Below are 18,855 nucleotides of genomic sequence, written 5' to 3' on the forward strand. Positions count from 1 at the left end.
TGCCCGCCAGCCCACACCACCACACGCGACTTCATGAGCAAGGGCGCAGTCGGCGCCCTTGCTGCACCTGCACACCCGACCTGTACACCTGACCGTCGGCGCTAGGGGGCCTCCGGTGTCGGCTTACGTCGGGCCGGCAGCTCGGTGTGCCTCGGTGGGGTCAGCGCCCGGGCCATGATCTTCTCCATGCCGAGCTGCGCCCCGGCGTGCAGGTGCTCCTCGTACCGCTCGTGGCCCAACTGCCCGCGCGCCATGTCCTCGCACAGCGCATGCAGCGCGTTGAACCGGCCGCTGTCGAGCAGCGGCAGTCCGACCGACTGCACGGTCCGGCTCGCCACCCCGTGCAGCTCAGCGGCCTCGGCCGGTTCGCCTTCGGCCATCGTGACCAGTGCCAGCAACTCGATCGCGAGGACCGAGCCGATCAGATCACGGAAGCTGTAGTGGAGGGCGAGTGCCTCCTCCAGCAGGGTCCGGGCATGCTCGAAGTCGCCTTCCACCCAGGCTGCGTACCCGAGCGCCTGCAGTGCGTAGGCCCGTGCCCAGCGTTCGCCGTGGTCCTCGCAGGTCTGCCGCACGTCCTCGCACAGCAGGACGGCGCTCGACAGGTCACTCCGGAAGGCCATCGTCAGCGCCAGTTCGACTTGGCACATCAGGACGATGCTGTTGAGTTCGCCGATCTCGTGGTAGCGGTCGAGGGCGGTGCGCAGCAGTTTCTCGGCGCTCGGCAGGTCGTTCGAGGCCATGGCGAGGACTCCGGTGTTATGCAACGCGTAGGTGGCTGCCGCGATCTTGCCGTAACGTTTTGCCTCTTCATTGCATTGCTCTAGTGCCGTCTGTGCGGCCACCGCGTCGCCCTGCAGAACTGCGACCTTGCCGAGCACCCAAAGGGCCTTCAGCCTGGCATCTTCGTGGTCGCAGTCGGCGTCGTGGTCGCAGTCGGCCTTGAGGCTGCGTTCCAACCAGTGGCGGCCTTCGGCGAGTTGCCCACAGCCGGCCCAGTAGAACCACAAGGTGCCCGCCAGATACCCGCCCTGATGGGCCTCGCCGGGCTCCGTCAGGGAGTAGTCGAGGGCTGCGCGGAGGTTCGACAGGTTCGCCTCGACGGACGCGGCGACGATGTCCTGCTGGGGTGAGAACCATTCCAGCTCGCACCTGCCGGCCAGGGCCGTATACCAGTCGCGGTGCCGGCGCCGCAGCCGCGCAGTGTCACCGGTCGCATCCAGCCATTCGGCGCCGTACGCCCTGACCGTGTCCAGCAGCCGGTAGCGCACTCCGGCCGGGGTCTCCTCCCGGCCCACCACGGACTGCGTCAGAAGCTCGCCCAGGAGGCCCACCACCGCATCGTCCGGCAGCCCGTGGCCACCACAGACGTACTCGGCCGCCTGAAGGTCGAAGTGCCCCGAGAACACCGAGAGCCGTGCCCACAGCATCCGCTCGTCCGGCGTGCACAGCTCATGGCTCCAGCCGATGGCGGTACGCATGGTCTGGTGGCGCGGCAGCGCATCGCGCCCGCCGCCGGTCAGCAGACCGAACCGGTTGTCCAGCCGGGACAGCAGCTGCGCCAGCGACAGGGCGCGCAGCCTGCCCGCCGCCAGCTCGACGGCGAGCGGAATCCCGTCCAGACGCCGGCACACTTCCAGCGCGTCGGGGAGATTCCCCTCGTCCAGCTCGAATCCCGGCAGGACGGCCGCGGCGCGGTCCGCGAACAGCTCGGCGGCCTCCGCCGCCTGCAGGGGGCAGAGGGCGAAGAACCGCTCGCCTTCCACGCCGAGCGGCCTGCGCCCCACGGCCAGTACCCGCAGGCCGGGCGCCCGATGCAGGAGATCCCGCACCAGGGACCTGCTCGCGTCGAGCAGGTGCTCGAAGCCGTCCAGGACGAGCAGGAGTTGGCGCTCTGCGAGATGGTCGACGAGTACGTCGCGGGGTGGCCTCGTCGTGCAGTCGGCCAGGTCCAGCGCCTCCGCGACCGCATACTCGACGAGGTCTGGCTGGCGCACCGACGAGAGGTCCAGCAACCAGACGCCGTCGCGTGGCTCGGCCAGCGCCGCGGCCCGCGCGGACAGCCGCGACTTGCCGATGCCGCCGGGCCCGGTCACGGTGACGAGCCGCTCCGCCTTGAGCACGTCCGTGAGTTCCGCGAGCTCGGCCCTGCGGCCCACGAAGGTGTTGAGTTCGATCGGGAGATTGCCGTGCCTGGTCGGTCTGTCAGAGCCGCCCGCATGGGGGTTAGGGTGCCCTAAGTTTCGCATATCGCGGCAGCGTACTCGCTAATGCGGAAAAGTATCACCATCTTGATGGACTCATGACGCGCCACTCATCCGCGGATATCACGTCCTTTGGATCGCCTGAGGGCACAGTGTCCGTGACGCGGCTACCTGGTACCGGGTGAGGAGTCAGGACAGCTGTGGCCCGCCCGACGCAGGCAACGACCCCGTGGACGGAGCGCGCGCGGGCACTGCGCCTGAGTACGCGTACTCAGGCTGACTGCGTCGCTTGGCCCTGACGCGGTCGGCCGGTGTTCCCGAACGATGGGGTCTCCCGCGTCGAGAGAGGTGTTCATGGGCCGTGACCTGCAGCTGCGCGTTGCTACTCCGGAGGATCTTGAGTGGATCCACGAACTGCGTCACCGGGTGTACGCACAGGAGTTGGGCCAGCATGTGCCGGATCCGGCCGGGCGGCTTCGCGACGGGCTGGACGGCGACAACGTCTATCTGGTCGCGGCGCGAGGCGCGGCCCGGATCGGCTTTGTCAGCGTGACTCCGCCCTGGTTGGGGCGGTACGCCCTGGACAAGTACCTGACCCGCGACGAGCTGCCGCTGCTGACCGAGAACGATGTGTTCGAAGTGCGCATCCTCACCGTCGAGCCGCGCTGGCGGGCCACCGCGGCGGCACCGCTGCTGATGTACGCGGCGCTGCGCTGGATCGCCGCCCGGGGCGGCCGCCGGGTGGTGGCGATGGGGCGCACCGAACTGCTCGACATGTACCTGGCCGTCGGCCTGCGCCCGGTCGGCCGTACCGTCCACAGCGGTGCGTTGACGTTCGAGGTGCTGACCGGCAGCGTGACCGAGCTGACGAAGCTCACGATGGACCGTTTCCGCACCACGCTGGAGCGTCTGCGCTCCGCAGTGGACTGGCAGTTGGACGTGCCGTTCGCACCCCGGCCGGACGGCTGCGAGCACGGCGGCGCCTCGTTCACCGCCATCGGCACGGACTTCCGTAGCCTGCACCGGCGTCATCAGGTGGTCGCGGCCGACGTGCTGGACGCCTGGTTCCCGCCGGCCCCCGGGGTGCGGGCGGCGCTCGCGGAAGATCCGGCGTGGGCCGCCCGGACCTCGCCGCCGACCGGCGCCGAAGGCCTGCTGGCGGAAATCGCCACGGCCCGTGCGCTGCCGGAGGAGACGCTCGCGGTCGGCGCCGGTTCATCCGACTTGATCTTCAGGGCGTTCGGCCAGTGGCTGACCCCGGAAAGCAGGGTGCTGCTCACAGACCCGGGCTACGGCGAGTACGCCCACGTCACGGAGCGGGTGATCGGATGCCGGGTGGACCGGTTCCGGTTGCGCCGCGAAGACGGCTGGCGGATTGATCCGGCCCGGCTGTCCGCCGCCGTCAGCTCCGGCCGCTACGACCTCGTGGTCGTGATCAACCCGAACAACCCGACCGGAGGCCACGTGCCGGCCGCGGAGCTGCGCTCGGTGATCGCAGCCGCACCGGCCCGAACACGCTGGTGGATCGACGAGGCGTACCTCGGCTATGTCGGCCTGACCGAGTCGCTCGCCGGTCTCGCCGCAACGGATCCGCGGGTCGTGGTCTGCAGCTCACTGTCCAAGATGTATGCGCTGTCCGGTATGCGGGCCGCGTATCTCGTGGCCGAGCCGGCCACTGCGGCGCAGATACGCCGATGGACACCGCCCTGGCCGGTCAGCCTCCCGGCCCAGCTGGCCGCGGTGGCAGCCCTGCGCGACCCGGCGTACTACAGCGACTGCTGGCTTCGCACCCACGCGCTGCGCCGGCAACTGGCCGCTGATCTCGCCGCGTTGGACGAGGCCCTGGCGGTCGAGGAGGCCGTGGCGAACTTCCTCACCGTGACCCTGCCGTCCGGCGGGCCGAGTGCCGCGCAACTGGTGACCGAGTGCCGCCGCCGCGACGTATACCTGCGCGACCTGTCGCCGTTGTCGCCGGAGTACCAGGGGCGCACCGTGCGCATCGCGGTCAGGGACACCGCCGAGAACGCGCGCATTGTGGCCGCGTGTCAGGCCGCTCTGGACGTGCTGCGGCCGGGTTCGGCTTCGCTCGTTCCGAGGCCTGCCGGTGTTCGGATGCCTGTGGGCGTTGCGGTGCCTGCGGGCGTTCCGGTGCCTGCAGGCGTTCGGATGTCTGCGGGCGTCCCCTCCGCCGGATCCGCTCGATGATCACCGTGGCCTCCCTGGCGCCCTACCTCGGTGGGGCGCTGGCGCTGGGCGGCATCGCGGTGGCGGCGTCCCGGCGCCGTGAGCTGCTGATCCGGTGGTGCGCCTGGGCGGTCGGAGTGCCACTGGTCACCGGTGCGTTCTGGTGGGGCCGCCCGGGCACCGCGGCTGTCGCCATCGTGGTCGGGGTGATTGCGGTGATGGAGTTCGGCGGGCTGATGCGGCTGGGCTGGACAGACCGGGTGGTGCTGGCCGCGGCGGTGGTCAGCGTGGTGCTGGCCGCCTGGCTGGCGCCCGGCCAGGTGCTCCGGGTCGTCGCGATCGGGGCGCTCGCGGTGGCCGCGGTGCCGCTCCTGGCGGGCGATGCCGACCATGGCCTGCACCGGCTCGGCGCCGGCCTGCTCGGGCTGGCCTGGCTGAGTGTGCTGGCCGCGCTGGTGCCGCTCGGGGCGAGCGCGCTTGCGCTGTTCGTGGCGGTCTCGGTCGCCGACATCGTGGCGTACTTCGCCGGCCGAGGGCTGGGCGGGCCGCGGCTGTCGCCACTGTCACCGGCCAAGCGGTGGAGCGGGACGCTGGCCGGGGCCGCGGCCGGCCTCGGCGTGCTCGTCGTCCTGTCCGCGCTGAGCTGGCCGATGGCGGTTGCGGTGGCGGTCGGCGGCCCGGCCGGCGACCTTCTCGAATCCATGATCAAAAGAGGTGCACAGGCAAAGGACGCCGGCCGCTGGCTACCCGGCTCCGGCGGCCTGCTGGACAGGATCGACTCGCTGCTCATCGCGCTGGCCGTCCTGCTTGTCCTGAGCTGACCCCCGTCCTTCCTGGCCGGGCAGCGGGCACAGTGACGAAGGACGGACGGCGATGGGCGTCCTCTCGGCACTGTGCCGCCCGCCTCAGGCAGACCCGGACTTGCGCTCGTATGGGCTGCGGTCAGCCGGGCCGGTCAGCCGCCGGTCGTCCGGCCTGCCGGAAGACTTCCTCCACGCCGTACGCGTCGCCGCGCTGCTCGCGCCGTCGATCACCCGCAAGCTGATCGACAGGTACGTCACCCAGCCGCTCCGCACAGGCGCCGAGACGGGGCTGGAAGAGCTGACCAACCGCGAACGCGAGGCCGTCGGCCTGGTCGCGCAGGGCCTGTCCAACGACGAGATCGCCGATCGCATGGTGATCAGCCCGATGACCGCGAAGACCCACATCAACCGGGCCATGGCCAAGCTCCACGCCCGTGATCGCGCCCAACTCGTGGGCTTCGCCTACGAATCCGGCCTGGTAGCCCCACGCAATTCCTGACCTCCACGGTCCGGGGCAGGCGGGCGCCCGCCGCGGTGCTAGACCCGCGGCCCGAAGCCGCTCGGCGACCAGTGCCGCTCGGCGACCAGTGCCGAGGTGCGCCGGTCATCCCCGGCCAGCTCAGGATGCCGGTGGATGTCGCGGGCATGCCGGGCCCTCAGGCAGGTCACTGGCTCGTGACGTAGGGGCGGTCGCGGCGGGCGTCATGGAGGACCGAGCCCCACCAGAGCAGCTGGTCGAGCATGACCTTGGCGGCGCCTTCCGGTCCCTCCGGGTCGAGGAGTGTGCCGTCGGGGGAGAAGAGCAGGTAGTAGCGGGGGAAGGAGACGTAGTCGCGGACGGTGTGGGCCTGCAACTCGTTGAAGACCTGCCGTAGGTTCTCGATCGCCAGCAGGCCGCCGCTGGCGCCGCTGTAGCCGACGAAGCCGATCGGCTTGGCCCGCCACTCGGTGTAGTGCCAGTCGATGGCGGCCTTGAGGGAGGCCGGGAAGCTGCGGTTGTAGTCGGGTGTCACCACGACGACTGCATCGGCGGCCTTGAGCCGCCGGGTCAGGTCGGCCATTCCGGAGGGACGGAGTGGGTCGGGCTGCATCGCCGGGGGTACGGACGGCAGTTCGAGCGGGATGTCCGTGTCTGCCAGATCGATCAGGTCGACCGCGAACTCGCCGTGCTGCTCGGCCTGTTCGACGAACCAGTTCGCTACCACCGGGCCGAAGCGGCCCTCCCGGACGCTGCCGACGATCACTGCAAGGTTCAGCCGCTCACTGGGCATGGAAGTGCTCCTCGTACGGAGTGGTTGGTGGGCCGGCCCCAGGTGGGGCCCGCGAACACCACACTGCCGGGTGGGCGGAGGACGAAGAAGGCCGGGCGGAGAGTGGTAGTGCCAGGGCCACGATCCGGTCCGGCAGGCGGTGTTACGTTCGACGAGTGAGCGAGAACGAGTTGGGCCTCTTCCTGCGCCTGTGCCGTGAGGCCGTCACGCCGGCCGAGGTCGGACTGCCCGCCGGGCCGCGCCGCCGTACTCCCGGACTACGCCGCGCGGAGCTGGCGACACTTGCCGGCGTCAGTGTCGAGTACGTCACCAGGCTGGAGCAGGGGCGGGATCGGCGGCCGTCACCGCAGGTGCTGTCAGCGCTGGCGGACGCGCTGCGGCTCACCGTCGGCGAGCGGGTCCACCTGCACCGGCTCGCCAAGGGCGCCGACGCGGGCTTCAGTTGCATGGGCGGGGCCGGGCCGAACAGGGTGGTGAGGCCCACCGTGCGGGCGCTTCTCGACCGGCTGGAACCGGCACCGGCCGTGGTGGTGAACCGGCTGAGCGAGATCCTGGCCTCAACGGACGGGTACCGGCGGCTGGCCGAGCCGATCGGACTGCTGGACGACAGCAGGCCGAATATCGTGCGGTTCGTTTTCACCGATCCGCGGGCGCGCACCGCCTACCCGGACTGGGACCGAGTCGCCGACGAACAGGTCGCGGCCCTCAAGCAGGGGCCGGGGCGAGCCGATGCCCATGTCGGCGCCCTGATGGACGAGTTGACCGTGTTGTGCGGGGCGGAGTTCGCCGGGCGGCTGGAGACTCTGCCGGGGCTGCCGAGAGCGAGCGGGGTCATGCGGATGGTCCATCCGGAGGTGAAGGAGTTGCGGCTGGCGTACGAAATGCTCGAACTGCCCGCCGACGACGACCAGCGGCTCATCGTCCACCTGCCGGCCGACGACGCGACCGCCGCCGCGCTCGACCGCCTCACCGGCCGCCACCCGGGCGCCCTACGGGCAGTCTGAACGGCCAGCCAACTCCGTGGCTGGAGCCGCACAGCCGCACCGAACTGCGGCGTGTTCGACGGGGCGTCGGCGAGCGCGTCCCGGCCTCTGCCACGGAAGGCCTCCTGGCCTCCCTGCCGCGGAAGGGCGTCCCGGCCCCCCTGCCGCGGACGGGCTCATACCCTCGGGGTCGCCCCCAGTATGTCCGTCCCCGTGATCGGTAGCGCCTCGAGCACCAGGATGGCTATGTCGTCTTTGATCGGCTCCGGGCTGAAGTCGTGAGTCGCCCGCCTGACGCGTTCGGCGACGGCCTGGGCTCCGAGACCGCCGCAGCCCCGCAGGATGTCGGCCAGGCCGTCGCCGTCGTCCAGCTGCCGCTTGCCACGGCGCCTTTCGGTCACGCCGTCGGTGACGCAGAGCAGCGTCTCACCGGGTGCGAGGACGAAGGTGTCCGCGTGGAACTCGTAGTCCTGATCTATACCGAGCAGGATCTGGGGGGAGGCCGCGGGAACCACGGAACCGTCCGCGGTCAGACGAAGGGGTGGCGGGTGTCCCGCGCTGGCCACCCTGCAGCGTGCGCCGCCTGCGGCAGATTCGGGTTCCAGCTCTCCGTACAGCAGGCTCAGGAAACGCGGCAGAGGCTGCTCGCCGCCGCCCGCCCGCGCCTCGATGTCCTCCTCCACCAGCGCCTCGTTGAGCCTGGTGAGCACCGACTCCACACCGTGGCCCTCACGGGCCAGCAGCCGGACCAGATGGCGGGCCAGCCCGGTGATCGACATCGCCTCCGGGTCACTGCCGCACACGTCGCCCAGCAGGAAGCACCAGCGCGTCTGGCCCATCGGGAACAGATCGTAGAAGTCGCCTCCGACGGTCAGGCCCTCGCCGTGCGGCTCGTAGACGATGGCACTGTCGACGCCGGGTATCCGCGCCAGGGACGGGGGCAACTGCCGGCGCTGGAGCGCCAGGCTGATGGTCGCCTGCCGGGTGTACTGCCGTGCGGTGGCCACGGCCTGGGCCACTCGCCGCGCCAGGTCCTCCAGGAGCCGCACCACACCCTCGGTCGGCTGCGCCACATCCGTACGGCCGAGCAGCAGCACTCCGTGATCGCGGCCATGGGCGACGAGGGGGAAGGCCAGCGCGGAACCGGCGGCCGTGTGGTCGTCCGCGAAGTCCGGCCAGGGCCAGGGGACGGCGGATCGGTCGAGTCCGGTCGGCGGAGACTGGCTCGTGAGTGCGGTGCGGAGCGCGGCGATCCGGCGCTCGTCGTTGTGCCAGACGTGGGACAGCCGCGGTCTTCCGCTCTCGGAACGCAGCCACACGGCACACCAGTCGGCGAGCCGGGGCACCAACAGCTGACCCGCGAGGGCGGCGACCATGTGCTCGTCGAGCTGTCCGGCGAAGAGTTCGCTGGATTCTGCGAGGAACGATGAGCCGCTGCGGTCGACCCACTCGGCAGTCCGGTAGCGGCCCTCTGCCGGCGGGGCCGGGCCGATGACCTCGGCGAAGCGCGGCTCACCGCCCAGTGTGCTGGAAGGGCTCGCGTCTGACTCGGACCTGTACGGGATGGCGTTCAACCGGAGCCAGACGATCTTTCGGGTGCGCTGATACGTCACGCCCCAGGATTCGGCGAGCGCTCCGAGCAGCTGGAGCCCGCGGCCGCGGCGCGGAGTGTCCGGGCCGCTGTACACGGCGCTGGCCGGATGGCGGTCTGCCACCTCGATGATGACGCCTGGATCGTCGGCCACTGGACGGCAGCTGACCTCGACGGGTGTGCCGGCGTGCAGGACGGCGTTGGTGACCAGCTCGCTGACCAGGAGCACGGCATCGTCGACCAGCCGGTCGCGAGCCGTGACGGGCCCGAGGACCGCCGTCGCGCGCGGTGTGGAAAGGGCTGTGCGGATGAACGCACGGGATGCGGCCGGAGCGTGCAGGCTTCCGGGCAGGGTGATCACCGAGGCGGACTCTTCCCGCGCATCCCGGACCGGCGGTACCCCTCCCACGGGAGATTCCTCATTCCTTAGGGCGATCAGTGGTCGATCGGTGATTTTTAGACATTTACTGCTAATAGGTGGCGTAGGTCACATAGTATGGCACCCGCTACCAGCGTCATTGATCACATGAGAAGCGAGTTCATGGCGATTACTCCGGCTTCATCGGCCTCCTCCCCTGTCGAGCAGCGAGGGACAGCGCTCGGCTCCCATGAATCCCGGCGACCCGCCGAATCCGCTCCCCAGCCGGTGTTGTCGGCTGGGGAGGAGAAGGTCAGCGCCGTCGGCTTGCGCTCCTTGCTCGCGGCGATGCATGCACTGTGCGATGGCGATTTCACGGTGCGTGCGGATATCGCGAGCGAGGGTCTGGTCGGCGAGATGGCCGGGGTCTTCAACCAGCTCGTGACCCGCAACGCCCACCTGGCGACGGAACTGCAGCGAGTGCGCCGCGAGGTGCTGCGGGAAGGCAGGCTGGACGAGCGGCTCGGCGCGAGCCCGGGCCAGGGGGCGTGGACGACCAGCGTGGACGCGGCGAACCAGCTGATGGACGCGCTGACCGGCCCGGTCTCCAACGCCACACGTGTGCTGGACGCGATCGCGGCAGGCGATCTGACCCAGCGCGTCGACCTGCATGACGGCAGCCGTGAGCTGCGCGGAGATCTGCGTCGGCTGGGAAACGGTGTGAACCGCACCGTGGACCAGCTGTCGCTGTTCACCGGTGAGCTGACCAGGATCGCCCGCGAGGTCGGCACCGAGGGCCGGCTCGGCGGGCGCGCGAAAATACAGGGGCTGTCCGGGAACTGGCGCGATGTGACCGAGGCCGTCAACACCATGGCGTCACGGCTGACGGCCCAGGTGCGGGACATCGCCGTGGTGACCACCGCGGTCGCGCGAGGTGATCTCACCCGGCAGGTGACGGTCGAGGCCACCGGCGAGCTGCTGGAACTGAAGCTGACCGTGAACACGATGGTCGACCAGCTGTCCGCCTTCGCCGACGAGGTCACACGGGTGGCCCGCGAGGTCGGCACCGAGGGCGAGCTGGGCGGCCGGGCGCAGGTCCGCGGCGTCTCGGGCGTGTGGAAGGACCTGACGGACAACGTCAACTTCATGGCGTCGAACCTGACCTCTCAGGTCCGCAACATCGCCCAGGTCACCACGGCGGTGGCCAACGGCGACCTCTCGCAGAAGATCACGGTGGACGCCCGCGGCGAGATCCTGCAGCTGAAGAGCACGGTCAACACGATGGTCGACCAGCTGTCCGCGTTCGCCGACGAGGTCACACGGGTGGCCCGCGAGGTCGGCACCGACGGGAACCTGGGCGGCCGGGCGCAGGTCCGCGGCGTCTCGGGCGTGTGGAAGGACCTGACGGAGAACGTCAACTTCATGGCGGACAACCTGACCTCTCAGGTCCGCAACATCGCTCAGGTGGCCACTGCCGTCGCCAAGGGCGACCTGTCCAAGAAGATCGACGTGGAGGCCAAGGGCGAGATCCAGGAGCTGAAGACCACCATCAACACGATGGTGGACCGGCTCTCGGAGTTCGCCGACGAGGTGACCCGCGTCGCCCGCGAGGTCGGCACCGACGGGAACCTGGGCGGCCAGGCGCAGGTCCGCGGCGTCTCGGGCGTGTGGAAGGACCTGACGGAGAACGTCAACTTCATGGCGGACAACCTGACCTCTCAGGTCCGCAACATCGCTCAGGTGGCCACTGCCGTCGCCAAGGGCGACCTGTCCAAGAAGATCGACGTGGAGGCCAAGGGCGAGATCCAGGAGCTGAAGACCACCATCAACACGATGGTGGACCGGCTCTCGGAGTTCGCCGACGAGGTGACCCGCGTCGCCCGCGAGGTCGGCACCGACGGGAACCTGGGCGGCCAGGCGCAGGTCCGCGGCGTCTCGGGCGTGTGGAAGGACCTGACGGAGAACGTCAACTTCATGGCCCTGAACCTGACCTCTCAGGTCCGCAACATCGCCCAGGTCACCACGGCGGTGGCCAACGGCGACCTGTCCAAGAAGATCACCGTCGACGCCCGCGGTGAGATCCTGCAGCTCAAGGACACCGTCAACACGATGGTCGACCAGCTGCGCGCGTTCGCCGACGAGGTCACGCGCGTGGCGCGCGACGTCGGCACCGAGGGGCAGCTGGGCGGCCGGGCTCAGGTGCCGGGCGTCTCGGGCGTCTGGAAGGACCTGACGGACAACGTCAACTTCATGGCGGACAACCTGACCTCTCAGGTGCGCAACATCGCCCAGGTCGCCACCGCCGTCGCCCAGGGGGATCTGTCCAAGAAGATCGATGTGGACGCGCGTGGCGAGATCCTGGAGCTGAAGACCACCATCAACACGATGGTGGACACGCTGTCCTCGTTCTCCGCCGAGGTGACCCGCGTCGCCCGCGAGGTCGGCAGCGAGGGCCGCCTCGGCGGTCAGGCCCGGGTCGAGGGCGTGTACGGCACATGGAAGCGGCTGACCACCAGCGTCAACGAGCTCGCCCTGAACCTGACCACCCAGGTGCGGGCCATCGCCGAGGTGGCATCCGCCGTCGCCCAGGGCGACCTGTCCGGCTCGATCTCCGTCGAGGCGCAGGGCGAGGTCGCCGAGCTGAAGAACAACGTCAACCTCATGGTGGCGAACCTGCGGGAGACCACGCGCGCAAAGGACTGGCTGGAGTCCAACCTGGCCCGCATCGCCTCCCTCATGCAGGGGCACCGTGACCTGGTCGAGGTCGCCGATCTGATCCTTCGCGAGCTCACTCCGCTGGTCAACGCCCAGTTCGGGGCCTTCTTCCTCGCCGCACCCGGGGCGAGGCCCGGCGAGGGCCTCGAGCTCATCGCCGGATACGGCACGGACCAGGACACCGCGCCGCTGCCGCATGCGGGAACCTGCGGCCGTGGCCTGGTCGCCCAGGCAGCCCTGGAGAAGAAGCGCGTCCTCATCAACGACGTCCCGCAGGACTACATCACCATCAACTCAGGCCTGGGCGCAGCTCCTCCGGCCAGCGTCGTCATCCTGCCGATCCTCTACGAGGACATGGTGCTCGGCGTGATCGAACTGGCCTCCTTCAGCCGGTTCAGCGAGGTGCACCTGGCCTTCATCGACCAGTTCGTCAACACCATCGGTGTCTCGATCAACACGATCATCGCCAACGCCCGCACCGAGTCGCTGCTGTCCGAATCCCAGCGGCTCACCACCGAGCTGCGCCAGCGCTCGAACGAACTCCAGCGTTCCAACGCGGCGCTGGAGGAGAAAGCGGCGCTGCTGGCGACGGCGTCGCAGTACAAGTCGGAGTTCCTGGCCAACATGTCCCACGAGCTGCGCACGCCGCTCAATTCGATGCTCATCCTGGCCCGGCTGCTCGCCGACAATCCCGAAGGCCTGCTGTCCGCCCAGGAGGTGCAGTTCGCCACCACCATCCACCGCTCAGGCTCCGACCTGCTCCAGCTGATCAACGACATCCTCGATCTGTCGAAGATCGAGGCGGGCCGGATGGACGTCCGGCCACGCAATCTGCCGATCATGAAGCTGCTCGACTACGTCCACGCGACCTTCCGGCCGCTCGCCATAGACCGCGGACTGTCCTTCGAGATAGCCACCGACGAGGACGTGCCGCGCGAGCTGTTCTCCGACGAGCAGCGCATCCAGCAGATCCTGCGCAACCTGCTCTCGAACGCCCTCAAGTTCACGTCGTCGGGCCAGGTGAAACTGCGTGTCGAGCGGGCGGACGGAATGGAGTTCACCGAGCAGACGCTGCGCGAGGCCGACGCTGTCGTCGCCTTCTCCGTGACGGACACCGGCATCGGCATCCCGCCGGACAAACTCGCCGTGATCTTCGAGGCGTTCCAGCAGTCCGACGGCACCACCAGCCGCAAGTACGGCGGCACCGGGCTCGGCCTGTCCATCAGCCGGGAGATCGCCGGGCTGCTCGGCGGCCGGATCGTCGCCGAGAGCGAGGTCGGTGCCGGCTCCTGCTTCACCCTCTACCTCCCCGTGCACTACCAAGGGGTCGCCCCCGTGCCCGTGCCCGACCCCTCGACCGTCCGGGCCACCGACGCCACAGCGCCCACCGTGATTGCCGGCCCGAGCGGGCCGCTGCCCGACACCACCGGCCACGCGCCGGGCAACGTCTTCGTCAGCGGAGGCGACCCGGTCGGCCTCGCGACCCCGGGCAGCTCGGAGGGCCGCGACGACAGCTGGCCGGAGCTCGCACGTCTCGACGAGTGGCAGGCCGGACGGGCTCGCCGCGTGCTGGCCGGGGGCCGCATCCTCATCGTCGACGACGACATCCGTAACGTCTTCGCGCTCACCCATGCGCTGGGCCGGGTCGGCGTGACCGTCACCTACGCGGAGGACGGCCGGGAGGGCCTGGACGCACTCCACCGCAATCCCGACGTGTCGCTGGTCCTGATGGACGTGATGATGCCGGAGATGGACGGCTACGAAACCATCCGGGCCATCAGGAACACACCACGCCTGGCCACCTTGCCGATCATCGCGCTGACCGCCAAGGCCATGCCGGGCGACCGCGAGAACGCGCTCGACAGCGGTGCCGACGACTACGTGCCCAAGCCCGTGGACATCGACACTCTGCTGTCCTCCATCTGCGACCTGCTCGATCCGCCCGGACGGGCGGACAACGCCAGGGAAGAGACGGAGACCGACGGCGGGGGCGCCGACACCCGCGGGAGCGACCAGGGCACAGGCGATGGAGTTCCCCCCTGCTCGAGCGGAACCGAGAGCTCGGGGGAGGGACAGGGGACGGCATGAGCTTCAGCGCATCCGACAAGGGCGGCATTCTGATCGTCGACGACATGGAGGAGAACCTGATCGCGCTCGAGGCCGTCCTCAGCCCCCTCGAGCAGCAGATCATCCGGGCCTACTCCGGCGAGGAGGCGCTGAAGGCGATGCTGCGACAGGATTTCGCCGTCGTCCTGCTGGATGTCCTGATGCCGGGCATGGACGGCTTCGAGACCGCAGCCAACATCAAGCGCCTCGACCAGACCAAGGACGTTCCCATCATCCTGCTGACCGGAACCGACGCCGACTCCGACGTCGCCTACCGGGGCTACGCGATCGGGGCCGCCGACTTCCTCACCAAGCCCATCGACCCCTGGGTGCTGCGCACGAAGGTCGGTGTCTTCCTGGAACTGCACCGCAAGAACCGTCAGCTCGCCCACCAAGCGGCGGAGTTGCGGCGCCTGTGGACCGAATCGGCACGGTCCGAGCACCGCACGGAGGACGTCGCCGAGCTGCTGGCCAGGTCCGAGACCCTCCTGCGCCGCTGCGATGACCCTGACGCGGCCGGGCTCGCCGCCCGCGTCGCCGAGGTGCGTCACGCCATCCGAAACCTGCGGTGCTGATCCGCGCTGGGACGTGGATCGGGTGGGGGAGCGGACGGAGCGGCGCGGCTTGCCCCGGGCCCGGTGGCGGCGGTGCTCCTACGTCGTCGTCACTGCGCCGGGTGTGGTGCACTGGGAGGAGAACGGCAGCGACATCGAGCCGGTGCGGGTAACCGTCCGTAGCCGACCTCGGCTCCGGGCCCGAGCACCCTGCCCCTTCCCAGGAGCAGCGCAGGAGCCGCGACCAAGGAGAGGCGATGAAGCCGCCTCCATTCACGTACTGCGACCCCGAATCCGTCGATGAGGCCGTCGCGCTCAAGAGCGAGTACGGCAGCGACTCCCTCGTCCTCGCGGGAGGACAGAGCCTTCTGCCCATGCTGAACATGCGGCTGGCCAGGCCGGAAGTGCTGATCGACATCAACAAGATCGGTGACCTGCAGAGGATCGAGCGCTGGGACGACATCCTGGAGGTCGGTGCCGGGGTTCGCCAGTACGAGCTGGAGGACCACCAGCTGGTCGGCGAACTGGTCCCGCTGCTGCCGGAGGCCACCGGCTACATCGGCCACATCGAGTGCCGCCATCGCGGCACGGTCGGCGGCAGCCTGGCGCATGCCCACTCCGCCGCCGAACTGCCGTGCACGGCGGTGGCGCTCGACGCGACGGTGGTCGTGCGGGGGCCGTCGGGCATCCGCACCATCGAGGCCCGGGACTTCTTCCAGGGCCGGATGACCACGGCCTTGGAGCCCGAGGAGGTCCTCGTCGCCGTCCGGTACCCGGTGACGCCGCAGGCCGCCGGCCACGGTTTCGTGGAGGTGGCCCGGCGCGCGGGCGACTTCGCGCTCGCGGGCGCCGCCGCGGTGGTGAACCTCGGCGAGGACGGCTGTTTCACCTCCGTCTCCGTCGGCGTCTCGAGCATCTCCGACACGCCCGTCCGCGCCTCCGCGGTGGAGAGCGCGCTGATCGGTGAGGCCCCGACAGAGAACAACATCGCCAGGGCAGCCGAGGAGATCGTGCCCTCGGTGACCGCGGCGGACGACCTGCACGCCACGCACGACTACCGCCGGCACCTCGCCTCCGTCGTGGTGCGGCGCGCGATCACCGCGGCCGTGGCGCGCGCTCACGAGAGGAGGAACGGGACGTGACGACCTCCAAGGCCTCCACGACCTCCATCGCCGCCAAGTACGGCACCGCCCGCCGGACCGTGACCGTGCACGTCAACGAGCGGGACGTCACCCGCGAGGTGTCGACCCGCACCACGCTCGCCGACTTCCTGCGCGACGAACTCGGCCTGGTCAGCGTGCATCTCGGCTGCGAGCACGGCGAGTGCGGATCCTGCACCGTCCTCTTCGACGGCCACTCCGTACGCTCCTGCCTGATGCTGGCCGTCCAGACGGACGGGCACACGGTCGAGACCGTCGAGAGCCTGGCCGGCAACCCGGCGGAGCTGCACCCCATCCAAGAGGCCTTCGCCGAGGAGCAGGGGCTGCAGTGCGGCTTCTGCACGCCCGCGATGGTGCTGCGTACCAAGGAGATCATCGAGACCGGTCGTGATCGGGAGTTGACCGATGCAGAGGTGCGCCACGAGATCTCCGGCATCCTGTGCCGCTGCACCGGCTACCAGAACATCGTCCGTGCGGTCCAGTCGGCCCAGCGACGATGCCGGGGGGGAGGTCGTGACGCATGACCTACGCGTACATCGGCAAGGATCGCAGGCGGGTCGAGGACCCGCGGCTGCTGGTCGGCCGCGGCGGGTACATCGCGGACCTCAGATTGCCAGGAATGCTGCACGCCGCGATCCTGCGCAGCCCCGTGCCGCACGCGCGGATCAGGTCCGTCGACGCCACCGAGGCCCTGAGGTTGCCGGGGGTCGTCGCCGTGCTCACCGGCGAGGACTGCAAGGCGAAGCTGAACCCCTGCATGAACTTCGGTCCGGCCACCATCGCGCAGTACCCGCTGGCCGTGGACAAGGTCCGCTACGTCGGCGAGGCCGTGGCGGCCGTCGTCGCGGAGAACAGGTACCTCGCCGAGGACGGCGTGGACCTGCTGGAGGTCGACTATGAGACCCTCCCGCCGGTCACCGATCCCATGGCGGCGATGGAGCCCGAGTCCGCCCTGCTGCACGAGGAGCACGGCAGCAACATCGGCTACGAGCGGACCTTCGAGTTCGGCGATGTGAACGCCGCATTCGCCGGGGCCGACCTCGTCGTGGAGGACACCCTGCACTGGGGCCGCTCGGCCGGAGTCCCGATGGAGACCACGGGCGCGGTGGCCCAGCCCGGCTTCAACGGCGTACTGGAGATCTACTGCAACTCGCTCAACTTCAGCTACTTCTCCTTCCTGATCGCGGCCACACTGAGAATCCCCTCGAACAAGCTGACGATGAAGCCGGTCCCGGCGGGCGGCAGCTTCGGCAGCAAGCTCGCCGCGCACAAGGTGCCCACCCTCGCCGGCTTTCTGGCCCTGCAGGTGGGCCGCCCGGTGTCGTACGTCGAGGACCGGCTCGACAACCTGATGAACTCGGACCACCACGGGTGCGACCGCTTCTACGAAGCGCGGATGGGCTTCCGCGCCGACGGCACCATCACCGGTCTCGACATCGACGTCGTCGACGACTACGGCGCCTACATGCAGTTCGGGGTCGGCCACCACGGCAACGCGTTCTCCCAGGTCGTCGGCCCATACCGGTTCCGGGACGTGCGGTACCGCATACGGGCCGTGCTCACCGACAAGTGCCAGCAGGGCGCCTACCGCGGCTTCGGCTCCGAGGTGCACAACTGGGTGCTGGAGCGGCTGGTCGACCAGGGCGCGGCCCGGCTCGGGCTCGCCCCCGAGGAGATCCGCCGCTGCAACTTCATCCAGCCCGACCAGTTCCCGTACACGATCCCCGGCGGCAACCTCTACGACAGCGGCGACTACCCCGCCGTACTGGACAAGGCCCTGTCGATGATCGACCTGAACAAGTGGCGCGCAGAGCAGAAGCGGCTGCGGGAGGAGGAGGGCCGCCACATCGGCATCGGCCTTGCCACCACCCAGGAACGCAGCGTCTTCAGCTCCACCGAGTTCTGGTCCATGGTGGAGAAGCCCGTCCTGCCCGTCACCTCCAGCCCCGAGAGCGCGACGGTGACGATCGACCCCACCGGGCAGTTCCAGCTTCTGCTGCACTGCCAGTCGATGTGGGGCAACAGCCCCGAGACGGTGGGGGCCACCGTCCTCGCCGAGGAGTTCGGGATCCCGCCGGAGAGCGTCAACGTCCGGTACGCCGACTCCGCCCACGCGCTTCCCAGCACCGGACCGGGCGGCAGCCGCTACACCGTCATGGTGGCCGGTGCGATCCGGGGCGCGTCGCGCAAGCTGCGGAAGAAGCTCATCGACATCGCCGCGCACACCCTCGAAGAGGCCCCGGAGGACCTGGAACTCGTCGACGCGCGCGTGCAGGTCAGGGACGCTCCGGAGACGGGGCTGACCCTCGCCGAACTGGCGGCCACCGCCTACTTCTTCGCGCTCAGCCTGCCCGAGGGAATGACGAGCGGGCTGGAGGAGTCCTACACCTACGACCACCCCTACACGACGCTTCCGGCACCGGACGGCTCGGACTTCGGCGTCTTCTATCCGATCATGGGCCATGCCTGCCACATCGTGGTGCTGGAAGTCGACCCCGACACCGGGATCCCCTCCTTCCTCGACTACGTGGCCGTGCACGACGCAGGGACGATCGTGAACCCCAGGAGCCTCGGCGGCCACGTCACCGGCGGCGCCACACAGGGCATCGGGACCACGCTCTACGAGGAGCTTGCCTACGACGAGGACGGGCAGTTCCAGTCCTCGACCTTCAGGGACTACCTGATCCCCACCGCGAACGAGGCCCCGGCGTTCCGTATCGGACACGTCCAGACACCCTCGCCGTTCACCGAGTACGGCATCAAGGGCGGCGGCGAGGGCGGCCGCATGGTGGCCCCTGCGGCCGTGTCGGCGGCCATCGACGACGCCCTGCGGGAGTACGGGATGCGCGTTCGGCGGCTGCCGGTCAAGCCCGCGGACATCGTGGCGACGGTGCGGGCGGGGCGCTCTGCGGAAGGGGCGGTCTGA

The 18,855-nt window shown here is 69.8% G+C and carries 12 protein-coding genes and 1 pseudogene; 9 read left to right on the forward strand and 4 right to left on the reverse strand.

Features of this window, described 5'->3' with window-relative positions; genetic code table 11:
• Nucleotides 1-101: 101 nt before the first annotated feature.
• A complete protein-coding gene (locus STSP_RS10315) occupies nt 102-2,249 on the reverse strand; it encodes an ATP-binding protein (protein ID WP_157902805.1) in 2,148 nt (715 codons plus the stop codon).
• 309 nt (nt 2,250-2,558) lie between these two features.
• On the opposite strand from STSP_RS10315, the gene STSP_RS10320 reads away from it, so the two are divergent.
• The 3 genes and pseudogenes from STSP_RS10320 to STSP_RS10330 all read left to right on the forward strand — a co-directional run.
• A complete protein-coding gene (locus STSP_RS10320; RefSeq protein WP_078067053.1) occupies nt 2,559-4,409 on the forward strand; it encodes a pyridoxal phosphate-dependent aminotransferase in 1,851 nt (616 codons plus the stop codon).
• A complete protein-coding gene (locus STSP_RS10325; protein WP_198547307.1) occupies nt 4,406-5,209 on the forward strand; it encodes a phosphatidate cytidylyltransferase in 804 nt (267 codons plus the stop codon). Before STSP_RS10320 ends, STSP_RS10325 begins: the two co-directional genes overlap by 4 nt.
• Nucleotides 5,210-5,363: 154 nt before the next feature.
• Nucleotides 5,364-5,690 (forward strand): annotated as a pseudogene (locus STSP_RS10330) (response regulator transcription factor); the annotation flags it as partial.
• A gap of 38 nt (nt 5,691-5,728) precedes the next feature.
• On the opposite strand, the gene STSP_RS40750 reads toward STSP_RS10330, so the two are convergent.
• Together STSP_RS40750 and STSP_RS10335 are read right to left on the reverse strand one after the other, a co-directional pair.
• Entirely contained in the window at nt 5,729-5,860 is a 132-nt protein-coding gene (locus tag STSP_RS40750) for a hypothetical protein (RefSeq protein ID WP_269801034.1), read from the reverse strand.
• The gene (locus STSP_RS10335) at nt 5,857-6,462 is read right to left on the reverse strand and encodes an NADPH-dependent FMN reductase (protein WP_067275083.1); all 606 of its coding nucleotides are present in this window, start codon (nt 6,460-6,462) and stop codon (nt 5,857-5,859) included. Before STSP_RS10335 ends, STSP_RS40750 begins: the two co-directional genes overlap by 4 nt.
• A gap of 155 nt (nt 6,463-6,617) precedes the next feature.
• On the opposite strand from STSP_RS10335, the gene STSP_RS10340 reads away from it, so the two are divergent.
• Complete coding sequence (locus STSP_RS10340) at nt 6,618-7,466, forward strand: helix-turn-helix domain-containing protein (protein ID WP_067275084.1); 849 nt, start codon at nt 6,618-6,620, stop codon at nt 7,464-7,466.
• Between the two features lie 155 nt (nt 7,467-7,621).
• Here STSP_RS10340 and STSP_RS10345 read toward each other — a convergent pair whose 3' ends face one another.
• A complete protein-coding gene (locus STSP_RS10345; protein ID WP_067275086.1) occupies nt 7,622-9,445 on the reverse strand; it encodes a SpoIIE family protein phosphatase in 1,824 nt (607 codons plus the stop codon).
• 297 nt (nt 9,446-9,742) lie between these two features.
• On the opposite strand from STSP_RS10345, the gene STSP_RS10350 reads away from it, so the two are divergent.
• The 5 genes from STSP_RS10350 (at nt 9,743) to STSP_RS10370 (ending at nt 18,855) form a co-directional block, all read left to right on the forward strand.
• A complete protein-coding gene (locus tag STSP_RS10350; protein ID WP_078067054.1) occupies nt 9,743-14,197 on the forward strand; it encodes a HAMP domain-containing protein in 4,455 nt (1,484 codons plus the stop codon).
• On the forward strand, nt 14,194-14,790 hold the full coding sequence (locus STSP_RS10355; RefSeq protein WP_067275087.1) for a response regulator: 597 nt from the start codon (nt 14,194-14,196) through the stop codon (nt 14,788-14,790). The genes STSP_RS10350 and STSP_RS10355 overlap by 4 nt, the downstream gene beginning before the upstream one ends.
• Before the next feature lie 236 nt (nt 14,791-15,026).
• Nucleotides 15,027-15,911 carry an FAD binding domain-containing protein gene (locus tag STSP_RS10360; protein ID WP_067275088.1) on the forward strand — a complete coding sequence of 295 codons (885 nt, stop codon included), beginning with the start codon at nt 15,027-15,029 and terminating at the stop codon, nt 15,909-15,911.
• Nucleotides 15,908-16,453, forward strand: coding sequence for a (2Fe-2S)-binding protein (locus STSP_RS10365; protein ID WP_078067041.1), 546 nt, complete (start codon nt 15,908-15,910; stop codon nt 16,451-16,453). Before STSP_RS10360 ends, STSP_RS10365 begins: the two co-directional genes overlap by 4 nt.
• On the forward strand, nt 16,450-18,855 hold the full coding sequence (locus STSP_RS10370; RefSeq protein WP_067275091.1) for a xanthine dehydrogenase family protein molybdopterin-binding subunit: 2,406 nt from the start codon (nt 16,450-16,452) through the stop codon (nt 18,853-18,855). Before STSP_RS10365 ends, STSP_RS10370 begins: the two co-directional genes overlap by 4 nt.

Origin of the sequence: Streptomyces jeddahensis, assembly GCF_001642995.1 — a bacterium.
Lineage (GTDB): Bacteria > Actinomycetota > Actinomycetes > Streptomycetales > Streptomycetaceae > Streptomyces > Streptomyces jeddahensis.